A 10462-nucleotide genomic window follows, 5' to 3' on the forward strand; every position below is an offset into this window, starting at 1 on the left:
CTAGTTAATGTATTTCTCAAACCATTTCAGAATCGGATCAGGATTATTTCCCAACCAATCATATGCTGCGGCACGTTTCTTTTCTAAATTTAACCAAAGCATTTCCTTCTCTACAGTTAAATCAGCATAATATTGTTTAACCATATTCAAATCTGTCATTGGATCATTGTTGTTTTGTATTACCAATGTAGGAACTGATATATCCTTGACGTAAGGCAAAAACGAATCTCCGGTTAGATCGGTGTTTCGTTTATTTTTACTGTATTTACTTCCTGCATTTACCATAAACATGGGTAGTCCCATATTCGCGACAAAATAGTCGTAGGTAAGCGGTTGAACAGAGATCATTGTTTTTAAGTTTGAAAACTGCTGCATTTCAGATTCCATTCCAAAAGCAAAAGTACTAGCTGCTTGACCCATACATATTGACAACAAACCAATCTGGGCGTCTTTGTATTGCTCGTGTTTGTTTACGTATTTAATAGCAGCCAAAATATCTTTTCTCTCATCTTTGCCCCAAGTGATCCAACCACAATGTTCACTCTCACCGTGATTTCTCATATCATACAATAAAACGGTATAACCGGCATCATTTAAATACTTTACTTGTTTAAGAAATGGAATATCACGGTCCCATAGTGACTTTTCCATTCTTCCTTTGCCTTCTACGGTAAAGCCACTGCGAGAGCATTGTACCCCAAAATGTGATTGAATAATTACCTTATCACTATTTCCTTTGACCAGCCAACCAGAGATTGTAACGCCGTCATCAGTTTTGAATCGGATGTCCTCATACTCCATATTGTACTTTTCTGGAGTCTCGAATACTGGGGACTTACCTGGTTTGATCATTAAATCTGAGATCATTTTTCCAATCATGACTATTTGTTTTTATGTTTTAAACAAAGGTACCATGCTCTTTCTCTGGAAGTTAATCCATTTTACTGAATGACTAAACCATTTTACAGTCCCAGACAATTTAGACTCTTAATGGCGGCAACAGAATAAGTATAATTGATTTGTTGTGGTTTTTCTGGGCGCTTGCCTTCGGCACCGCGCTCTGCGCTATATCTCTTCGCTTTGCTCAGAGTATGCCGCTGCGATCGCTAGCGCTGGTGGTTTATATTCAACTTTGTTCGCAGGATTCATTTTGTTGCGCAAAATGGTCCTGAGTGGGGGTGGCTTTACGAAGAAAGCCTCATCGCGAAGCGATGATGGCTTTTTCTTTGCTTCACAAATCCTGATGCAAGCATCAGATTTGGCGCAAAGAAAAAGCCTCTTGATTTCTCAAGAGGCTTTCTTCGTAGCGGGAGCAGGACTCGAACCTGCGACCTTCGGGTTATGAGCCCGACGAGCTACCTACTGCTCTATCCCGCGGTGTGGACGGCAAATATAAAACACTTTTATAAACTGGCAAAGTACCGTATCGCCTTTTTTTATTACTGTTCTATGCTGTTGGCCTGAAAGCTGGTAAGCTGCTGATCATCAAAGCGAACGCTAATCTCTATGGGATTGCAACAAACTTCGCAATCTTCAATATAAGTCTGTGAAACGGACGGATCGAGCAACATGGAAACCGTTTCCCAACAATACGGACATTGAAAATGATGCTCTTCCATAAGGCCTTAGCTTCTTTTGGCCCCTCGGTTTTTGGCAGATCGAATCACCAAAAATTCCACAAAGATGGAAAACGCCATGGCGGAGTAGATATACCCCTTGGCTATAGGCTGCTCAATGGACTCGGCCACTAAAGAAATACCAATCAGCAAGAGAAAGGATAAGGCCAGAATCTTCACACTAGGGTGTTGATTCACAAACTGGCTCACAAAGTTTAAACTAAAGACCATAAAGATCATAGATACCACCACAGCGGCAATCATGATCTCTACATCTTCTGCCATTCCAACGGCTGTGATCACAGAATCCAGTCCAAAGACGATATCCAAAAGACCAATTTGAATAACGGTCTTTAGAAAGGTGGTGGGTTTTTTGCTCCCGGCCTCGCGCTGGGTTTCTCCCTCCACGCTTTCATGGATCTCTTTGATACTCTTATACATCAAAAACAATCCTCCAATCAGTAAGATCAAGTCGCGTCCAGAGATGGAAAGACGCTCGTGCCATTCTCCTGAAATACCCAACCAATCGCCTACATTAAAAAGCGGAGTGGTCAAGGTCATGACCCAAGTGATGGACAGCAGCAAGACCACACGCGTGAACAGTGCAAAGAGCAAACCGATATTACGCCCCTTCTTTTGTTGCTCTGGCGGGAGTTTGTCGGTCTGAATAGAAATGAAGACAATATTGTCAACACCCAAGATGATCTCCATGATCACCAAGGTTAAAAAGGCTGCCCAGGCTTCTGTACTGGTCAATAATTCCCACATAGTTTTCGCTTAAGTCAATTGATCTATTTCCTCGCTGATGTCTTCCCAGCGCTGCATCAAGGTATCAAGTTCGTCTTTTTTGGATTGATAGGTGTCAAAAAAGCTCGGATCTTTAACCGTTTCGTCGTAATTCACTTCTAAGGCGACGTCTGACTCTTTTATTTGTTTTTCCAAGGCTGAGATCTGAGATTCTACTTTGCTGAGCTTATTTTTAAGCGATTTAAGCTGCTTTTGCTCTTCATAGGTCTTCTTATTGGCTGACTTGTCTACTTTCTGCTTAGCGACCACGCTGCGCTTTTCTGCCTCTCGCATGGAACGCAGGTTACGTTGCTCCAAGAAAAACTCAATATCACCTAAGTATTCTTTGATCTGATGATCTCTAAATTCATAGACCTTGTTGGTAAGCCCCTGCAGAAAATCACGGTCGTGGGAAACCAGGATCAGTGTCCCTTCATAATTGGCCAAGGCTTCCTTGAGAACATTCTTGGATTTGATGTCGAGGTGATTCGTCGGCTCATCCATGATCAGCACGTTGAAAGGCTGCAAAAGCAATTTGGCCAAAGCCAAACGGTTGCGTTCTCCTCCGGAGAGGACTCGAACGTATTTATCTACTGCTTCATCTCTAAAGAGAAAAGCTCCTAAAATATCCCGAACCTTGGTACGATTCTTTTCATTAGCCGCATCGATCATGGTGTCCAAGACTGTTTTGGAACCGTCCAAATGATCGGCCTGATCTTGGGCAAAATAACCCAACTGTACGTTATGGCCCAAGTTGACCTTCCCTTGATGGGCAATCTCTCCCACAATGATCTTGGCTAAAGTAGTTTTCCCTTGGCCATTCTGGCCCACAAAGGCGATCTTGCTATCGCGCTCAACAAGCATTTCCAGCGGATTCAATACGCGCTTGTCTCCATAGCTTTTGGCCACTTGGTCAAGCTCCAAAACCACTTTTCCTGGAGTCACAGATACCGGAAAGCGCACACTCATCACCGCGTTGTCGTCTTGATCCACTTCAATTCTGTCAATCTTGTCCAGCTTTTTGATCAGCGATTGCGCCATCGTAGCCTTAGAGGACTTGGCACGGAACTTCTCAATAAGTTTTTCCGTCTGTGCTATTTGCTTCTGCTGATTCTTTTGTGCTGCCAACTGCTGGGTACGCAATTCTCCGCGCAGGTTCAAATACTCGCTATAAGGTTTGGGGTAATCGTATATACGCCCTAAAGATATTTCAATGGTTCTGTTGGTAATGGTGTCTAGGAAAACACGGTCGTGAGAAACAATGACCACAGCGCCGGTATATTGCTTTAAGAATTCTTCCAACCAGAGAATTGACTCAATGTCCAAGTGGTTGGTGGGCTCATCCAGCAGCAATACATCATTGTCTTGCAATAAGAGTTTGGCCAATTCCACGCGCATACGCCATCCGCCCGAAAAGGTAGACGTAAGCTTGTCAAAATCCGCAGCGGTAAAACCAAGACCTTTTAAGATGCGTTCCGTATCGCCTTGATAATTATAACCGCCCAGCAATTCATACTGTTGTTGCACCTCATTGAGGTCAATCATGAGTTGGTTGTAACTCTCGCTTTCATAATCTGTGCGCTCAGCCAGTTGTTGATTGATGACTTCCAAGCGCGCTTCCAACTCCTTGATCTTCACAAAAGCCTTTTGCGCTTCTTCTTTCACACTACAACCCTTTTCAAAGTCAATGTCTTGCTTTAGAAAGCCAATGCGTAGCTCCTTGTCTGTGGCTATTTGGCCCGAATCGTATTCCTGTTCTTGGGCCAAGATTCTTAGCAGGGTAGATTTTCCAGCGCCGTTCTTCCCCACAAGACCCACTCGGTCTCCACCTCCTAATTTGAAGGTGAGTTCGCTAAAGAGATCTTCTCCTTGGAAAGAAACTGATAAATTGTGAACGTTTAACATGAAATGGTGACTTAAGTCACATTTTTAGTAGTGCAAATATCCCTAATTTTGTAGGGTAAATCAAAAACATTTTCAAATGTTGAAAGGCACCAAACTCTACAGCATATTTACGGGCACTTGTCCGGTTTGTCAAAACGAAAGCATGTACAGCAGCAGCAAACTTTATGCGCCTAAGAAAACCTTGGAAATGAACGAGCGTTGCTCGCATTGCAACACCAAATACAAGATTGAACCTTCTTTCTTTTACGGGGCTATGTACGTGAGTTACGGTGTGGGTGTAGCCTTTGCCGTAGCTACCTTTGTTATCACATATTTCTTTTTGGATTTGGACCGACTGCAAGCCTTCTTGGCTATCGTAGCAGTGCTGATATTGGGTTTACCCGTGATCTTGCGTCTATCCAGAAACATCTGGATCAACTTCTTTTTTAATTACGATAAAAACGCTTAATGTCTATCTCCTGAGGCAGGGGTTGATCGTTTTCTAAATGCTCATAAAGCTGATGAGCTACTGTGGGTCCGATCATCACTCCACGTGTACCTAAACCGTTGAGCATGGCCATTTGAGTATACTCCGGATGCACCCCGACTAAAGGTCTGCGATCCGCCGTGGTAGGTCTGATCCCTACGCGATGTTCCAAGACCTCATACTTCAAATCAATGAGCTTCTCTAAGGCCTTGAGTAGTTTTTGTTTGCCTTCTGTGGTAGGTTCAAGTGTCTTGTCTTCCCAATTATAAGTCGCTCCTACAGAGAATCGGGTTCCCCCTAAAGGAATGATGAACACATCCGTCTTTAAAACAAACTCAAGTTTCAGATCAGGAACATCAATAATGAGCAGTTCTCCTTTATTTCCTTTGAGTTTAGAGGAATCAAAGAAGGGATTCTGCTTTAAGCCAAAACCTTCTGCGAAAACGATCCTTTTGGCCGTGATCCCTTTATAATTTACTCCTGAACTTAATTCAAGCTGGTGATATTCCAATCGCTCTTTGAAAAGCAAACCTCGATCAAACAAGTCTTCTGCATAGGCTTGCATAAGCGCCGCAGTATCGATCTTTCCGGTATTAAGCACTTGTCCCATCCCAAAGGGAACTTTGACACCCTGTGGAGCCTCACTAATGGTAGTAGGATTCAAATAAGGTTTGAGGTGCGGCTTATCACAAGCCACCACCCAGTTGTTCAGATCCTCATAAGATTGAAACTTCTTGTGTACGGGAATCCTGAGATCAACGCTTCTTCCCAAACGCTTTTCAATTCGCTCATAAATAGGAAGTGCTCTTTGCAGCTGATCCGCAGCATTCCAAGACAAGGTGAGTCGCTTTAAGATCACAGGGTTATACAAACCTCCAGAGACCCATGAGGAATAATTCTCGCCAGTGTCAAAGACTACAACGGACTTGCCTGCCTCCTGCAACTTTTCTACAAAGTTGATCCCGGCCAAGCCCAATCCAACAACGATATAATCCACCTCGGTTTTCATCCGCAGTAAAAATACTACTTTAAAAAAGGGCAAAAAATAAAAGCGCCCTTCATATGAAGAGCGCTTTTCCCTAATTTACTAATGGAAATTCTTCTGTTAATAGTTCCACATATCCATTTCCAGGTTGCGGATCCTTTCTTTGATTCTATCCGACTCAAGCAATTGCATGAGTGCGTTATCACTGATATAATCCTTAACCTGACGGTCACCTTGGACGTTGTCCTCGCGATAGATTATACCATTAAAGCGTCTAGAATTTAAGATATGGTCGAACGATATGGGTTGGGAAGTGTTCAAACGGTTGAACGCCTTTGCCTCGTGTAACACCTTACGTGCACTCGGGAACCAAACCCAAAACAATTCTACTTTGTCTGTTGCTTGATCTGGGAAAGCCAAAGAACGCGCTTCCGGTGCAACCGGAGCCAATCCTAATAAACGGTACTTCAATTCACCTTGACGCTTGTCTAGGTACCAGTATCCGCGTACGTGCCATTCCAAAATATCTGCTGAACTTAGATCAAACTTACGGATGTATTCATCATCCACACGGCCTTCCGCGTTGAACTGACGGATACCTGCATCGGTAGTGTCCGTATAACGCAAAGAAGCACTGATATCATCTAGAGTTCTTTTTTCAGTAAAGTAAGAGTCTGCGTAAACATGCTCAATTGTACCTTCTTTGATGTTCTTTACCAATACATCGTATAAAGAACGTCTGTCAGCACCAATGTTGTTGGTGTCAATTGGGTAGTACAATGGGAAGTTTACACGCTCGTCCAAGTCAATGATCTCCCAAGTGGTTTTAGACCACAATACATCACGCTCGTCTACGTAACCATAAGGTAGCGGCTCGTCATTATCATAAGCGATCTGTTCTGCTGTCTTCATTCCGATCTCATCGGGAGTCTTGGCATTGAGTATGTTGCGTTGGGCCAAGGTGGTAAAACTTACCATCAAGGTCATTACAAATACCAAAGCGATTCTTGACTTCATCATTTCTATAGCTTTTTTTATTCTAGTTTGTTAACTCTACAAATACAGGAGAGATTCGCTGTAGTCTGTAACCTGAGTTTCCTTGGATCTGAGCTTTGATATCAAAGATCTGTACTGTTTCACCACGCTTAGCTCTACGTAGGGCTGCCTTGGCTCTGTCGTCTAGTTTACGTCCGTTTACTACTACTGTAGGTTGACCGGATACTTTGAAACTAAAGCTAGTTACAGAAAGGTTCAAATCAAAGTCAAAATCTAACAATGCTGCACCAACTGAAGCAATTTCCAAAGATGATCTTGGCATGCGTACAGCACCACCGTTTCCATCTTCACCACTTACAGTACCTGTTGGACGTGGAATGTCCTTGATACGGAAAGTAGCTGGAGTGCTGATACGTTGTCCGTCAGGTAGGGTACCACTTGCAGTGATCGTTACTTCACGTCCTTGACCAGGCTTCATCATGTACTTGCTTCCAGATACACGGCTTAGACCAGCACCTGAAGCAGAAACATTATTATCTGGAATACCAGGAATAGAAACCGTCATTGGGTTGTCTACACCGCGGTATACTACGTTCATTTTGTCGGCAGAGATTACTGCAGAGTTAGGCTTAGTGATGGTAGCGAAACCAGTGTTCACTTCCACTTCAAATTCTTTACCTTCTTCTCCGTAGATCAATTTACCTTCGATCTTGTGATCTCCAGCTCCACCAGCACCGATCTTCAATTTGATACGACCACCGTCGATCTCATACTTGTCTTCGCTAAGTGGACGTCCGTCCAAAGTAAGCTCAACACGTTGAGGAACCGTAGAAGCATCTGTACGTCCTAATAGGATCTCCCCATCAAAGGTCTCTCCTACATAGTACGCAGACTTAGGTGCGTCCATGAAAGTGTTATAGTTGCTCATAGATAGCAGCGTTGCCTGCTGTCCTTGAAGCATCTTTCCAAGTACTTCACTTTTGGTAGTCTTGATGTCCGCTTGCATTTGTGTAAGCTTAGTCAAAGATGCTACCATCGGCACACGCTCAAAGTTGTAGTTCATCCAGTCGATCTTAAGACCATCGCGGTCCTCAACTTGACCTGTAGAAAAGTTCTTCTCTACATACTCTTTGATCTCTGGATAATCATCACCAATGGCGGCTACCATTTGTGTGCGGTACTTATTTACTGCGTCTAAAAAGGCTGTTCCTTCTGCCTTAAGACCATCAGCGTTAAAGAACATCTGATCTAAGAAATCAGATTTGTCCATTACTTCATAGTCTTTAGGATCTTCAACGGTAGCCTGCATCTCACTTTTGATTTTTCCAACAACTGCGTCGAATTCATCAGAGATTGCGCTAACCTGGTCAGCCTTAGTTTTTAGATCTGCATATTGCTCTGGTGAGTCACTAGCCTTAGTAGCAAGATTTGCTAAAAGGGCATCGTTACGTTCCGTAGAAGCAACATTTGCGTCTTCTAATTTTTCGTTCAACATACCAAAGGCAGTAAGAACTTCCTTGGAGATGTTGAGGGCGAGCATAGCGATGAAAACCAGATACATCAGGTTAATCATCTTCTGCCGCGGAGATAGTTTTCCTCCAGCCATAACTTCTTCTGTTTTAGATTAAGGGGTTAGTAAGTAAAAACTATCTTAGTTTCTATTCATTGCAGAAAGCATACCTCCGTATACACCGTTCAATGAAGAAAGGTTAGAAGTCAAATTTTCCATTTGTGCTTTCAATTGAGCCGCGTTTTCAACGACTTGCTCGTTTACTTCTGCCTGACGGCTGGTAGATTCAACCTGTACTTTGTAAAGTGAGTTTAGCGACTCCATTTGTGCAGCTGCTAAAGCCATTTCTTCACTGTACTTCTTAGTTGAATTCATAGCGTCGGTAGTTGGGGCCATACTTTTCGCTGCTCCTTCAAAAGAACGGATGCTGTCACCAAGACTAGTCATAAGACCTTCGTCAATCTTAGCTGCTTTAAGCATTTCGTCTAATTTTTGAGATAGTAGACCTTGGGCGTCTTGAGGCTTCTCGTCTTTCTTCTTACCAGTTGATTTTCCACCAGCTAATTCTGGGTAAACCAATGACCAGTCTAGATCGTCGTCTACTGGTTCGAAAGCAGAGATTGCAAAAATGATTGCTTCTGTAATAAGTCCGATCGCAAGAAGTACACCACCGTTTAGTGGTCCTAGCTCCCAGTGAAGGATCTTAAATAGTGCCCCTAGGATAACGATTGAGGCTCCTAGTCCATAAGCCATATTAAATAGCTTCTTAGATGATTTTGATTGTGCCATAATAAATAAATTAAGTTAAGTTAAGTTACTACTGTTAGTCATTTTACAAATGAACACCGGCTAGCATATACCGGTGATGTCTTTATCGACCGTCTCCGAACTGTTCGTTCAGAACCACGTCGGTTCCCATATAATCCTGCACGGTTCTGAAGCCGATGTAGCTACGTGCAGAATCAGCGTATTCGTAGTCACGAGTACTCACCTGAAGGAAGTATGCAACGTCCTTCCAGGATCCACCACGGATCACTTTACGCATGTTATTCTTGTCGTTCACGTTAGGGTTGATCGTAGAAGAGTAGTCATAAGAATTGGGGTCATAAGATGATGCTACCCACTCTGATACGTTCCCTGCCATGTTGTAGAGGTTGTAATCGTTTGGTTCGTAAGCGTCTGCCTCAACAGTGTACAATGCTTGGTCAGCAGCGTAGTCACCACGAAGCGGCTTAAAGTTCGCCATAAAACATCCGCGATCATTCTTGGCATAAGGACCACCCATGGGAAGGTCGCAGATTCCAATCCACCACGTGCAGCATATTCCCACTCAGCCTCTCCAGGCAAACGGAAACTGTTCACGTACTGACGGCGACGCGATTTTTGATAAGCGTTCTTGTATAAGGTTCTCCATGCACAGAAAGCTTTCGCTTGCTTCCAGTTCACACCAACTACAGGATATTCTCCGTAAGCTTCGTGCCAGAAGTAATCGTTGTGCATAGGCTCGTTGTACGAGTAATTAAAGTCTTTGATCCACACTGTAGTATCAGGATATACATTTACAGTGTCTTTAATGATGAAGTCCTTACGGCGCTTGTCCTTGTCACGAGCAGCAGCTTGAATGTCCATGTATGAAAACTGGAAGTTCAATTTGCTCACGTCAATGGTACGCTGTCCATTGTAGGCTTCTTCAATTGGAATGTACATGGTATCCATAACCTCAGCATAGTACTCATCAGGGTATTCTGCAGTGTCCCAAAGGATATCAATGTCTCTGTTAATTTTACGACCGGCGTAGTAGTCGTCTCCCATTCCGAAGTAGTTGTCATACATATACTTCTCATAAGGAGTCATGTCGTCTGTGTTCTCTTGGTCAACGAAAGCAAATTCGCCAATCCCATCATCACCCGGTGTTGCGCCAACCTCATCGGCCAAAATAGCCAAACGTAGACGTACAGTAGGATCACGTACCCAGTTTACAAATTGTCTGTATTCTGCGTTCGTAATTTCTGTTTCATCCATGTAAAAGGAGCGCACGGTAACCGTTCGAGTCGGGGCATCGTTTACCGCAACAATGTCGTCATCAGCTTTACCCATAATGAAAGATCCTCCCGGAATTAGGGTCATTCCGAATGGCTTTTCAGGGTGCCATTTCTTTCCTTTAGCACCAACCAATTCTCCACGATCGGTTGAATTAC

The 10462-nt window shown here is 43.4% G+C and carries 9 protein-coding genes, 1 tRNA gene and 1 pseudogene; 1 reads left to right on the top strand and 10 read right to left on the bottom strand.

All coding sequences use genetic code 11. From position 1 onward, the window contains the following. From ACSLP7_RS14345 to ACSLP7_RS14365, 5 genes are all read right to left on the bottom strand, one after another. Positions 1–879, bottom strand: a complete 879-nt coding sequence (locus tag ACSLP7_RS14345; RefSeq protein WP_435579956.1) for an alpha/beta hydrolase family protein — start codon at positions 877–879, stop codon at positions 1–3. Between the two features lie 425 nt (positions 880–1304). Then, a tRNA-Met gene (locus ACSLP7_RS14350) sits at positions 1305–1377 on the bottom strand. 62 nt (positions 1378–1439) lie between these two features. Next, the gene (locus ACSLP7_RS14355) at positions 1440–1619 is read right to left on the bottom strand and encodes a CPXCG motif-containing cysteine-rich protein (RefSeq protein WP_435579957.1); all 180 of its coding nucleotides are present in this window, start codon (positions 1617–1619) and stop codon (positions 1440–1442) included. 6 nt (positions 1620–1625) lie between these two features. Then, positions 1626–2384, bottom strand: coding sequence for a TerC family protein (locus ACSLP7_RS14360; RefSeq protein ID WP_435579959.1), 759 nt, complete (start codon positions 2382–2384; stop codon positions 1626–1628). Positions 2385–2393: 9 nt separating this feature from the next. Beyond that, positions 2394–4307, bottom strand: a complete 1914-nt coding sequence (locus ACSLP7_RS14365) for an ABC-F family ATP-binding cassette domain-containing protein (protein WP_435579960.1) — start codon at positions 4305–4307, stop codon at positions 2394–2396. A 76-nt stretch (positions 4308–4383) separates the two neighbouring features. On the opposite strand from ACSLP7_RS14365, the gene ACSLP7_RS14370 reads away from it, so the two are divergent. After that, positions 4384–4755, top strand: a complete 372-nt coding sequence (locus ACSLP7_RS14370) for a DUF983 domain-containing protein (protein ID WP_435579961.1) — start codon at positions 4384–4386, stop codon at positions 4753–4755. Here the strand turns inward: ACSLP7_RS14370 and ACSLP7_RS14375 are convergent. From ACSLP7_RS14375 to gldK, 5 genes and pseudogenes are all read right to left on the bottom strand, one after another. Next, positions 4733–5782 (bottom strand): NAD(P)/FAD-dependent oxidoreductase, encoded by a 1050-nt coding sequence (locus tag ACSLP7_RS14375; protein ID WP_435579962.1) that lies wholly within the window; start codon positions 5780–5782, stop codon positions 4733–4735. The two genes, ACSLP7_RS14370 and ACSLP7_RS14375, sit on opposite strands and share 23 nt — an antisense overlap. A gap of 96 nt (positions 5783–5878) precedes the next feature. After that, positions 5879–6775 carry a gliding motility protein GldN gene (gene gldN, locus ACSLP7_RS14380; RefSeq protein ID WP_435579964.1) on the bottom strand — a complete coding sequence of 299 codons (897 nt, stop codon included), beginning with the start codon at positions 6773–6775 and terminating at the stop codon, positions 5879–5881. A 22-nt stretch (positions 6776–6797) separates the two neighbouring features. Next, complete coding sequence (gene gldM / locus ACSLP7_RS14385; protein ID WP_435579963.1) at positions 6798–8360, bottom strand: gliding motility protein GldM; 1563 nt, start codon at positions 8358–8360, stop codon at positions 6798–6800. Positions 8361–8405: 45 nt separating this feature from the next. After that, positions 8406–9053, bottom strand: a complete 648-nt coding sequence (gldL, locus tag ACSLP7_RS14390) for a gliding motility protein GldL (protein ID WP_291184199.1) — start codon at positions 9051–9053, stop codon at positions 8406–8408. 82 nt (positions 9054–9135) lie between these two features. After that, a pseudogene (gene gldK, locus ACSLP7_RS14395) lies at positions 9136–10462 on the bottom strand (gliding motility lipoprotein GldK); the annotation flags it as partial.

This window comes from Gilvibacter sp. (assembly GCF_965601605.1).
Taxonomy (GTDB): Bacteria; Bacteroidota; Bacteroidia; order Flavobacteriales; family Flavobacteriaceae; genus Gilvibacter.